The organism is Streptomyces beijiangensis, from assembly GCF_017315755.1.
In the GTDB taxonomy this organism is placed as follows: Bacteria; Actinomycetota; Actinomycetes; order Streptomycetales; family Streptomycetaceae; genus Streptomyces; species Streptomyces beijiangensis.
Genome location: NZ_JAFLRJ010001212.1, coordinates 1 through 420, shown reverse-complemented (window position 1 = coordinate 420; position 420 = coordinate 1). Strand labels below are relative to the sequence as shown.

Here is a 420-nt window from a genome sequence, read left to right as displayed (position 1 = left end):
ATGCGATGCCTTGCGCTTCGAGTCTGCGCAGGTCAGGGCCCCGCAACCAGGACGCGTACTGCCTGGGTGCGGCACACCCAGGCAGACGGGCACGGGCAGGCGGGCGCGCGGGCGAGCGTCAGGTGGTCCCGGACGTGGGCGCCGGGCCGGGGCGGCCCCCGGTGAAGGCTAGCAGGAGTGCGGCGGTCCGCTGCGGCTCCTCCAGGATGGGCGTGTGCCCCGCACCGGGCAGCCACTCGACCGTCGCGCCCGGGACGACGCGGTAGTCGGCCGCCGACGAGGGCCGCCATCTGCGGTCCTGGTCGCCGAAGATCACATGCAGCGGCTTGCCGAGGTCCGTCAGCCGGCTCGGGAGCGCCCGCTGTTCCAGATACGCGGTGTACGCCTGCATCGCCGCGCCGATCGCGCGGTAGGACATGC

Annotated in this window: 1 protein-coding gene; it reads right to left on the bottom strand. The window is 74.0% G+C overall.

Features of this window, described 5'->3' with window-relative positions:
• Nucleotides 1-118: 118 nt before the first annotated feature.
• A partial coding sequence (locus J0695_RS41215; RefSeq protein WP_206969926.1) for an alpha/beta fold hydrolase occupies nt 119-420 on the bottom strand: 302 nt, incomplete at its 5' end.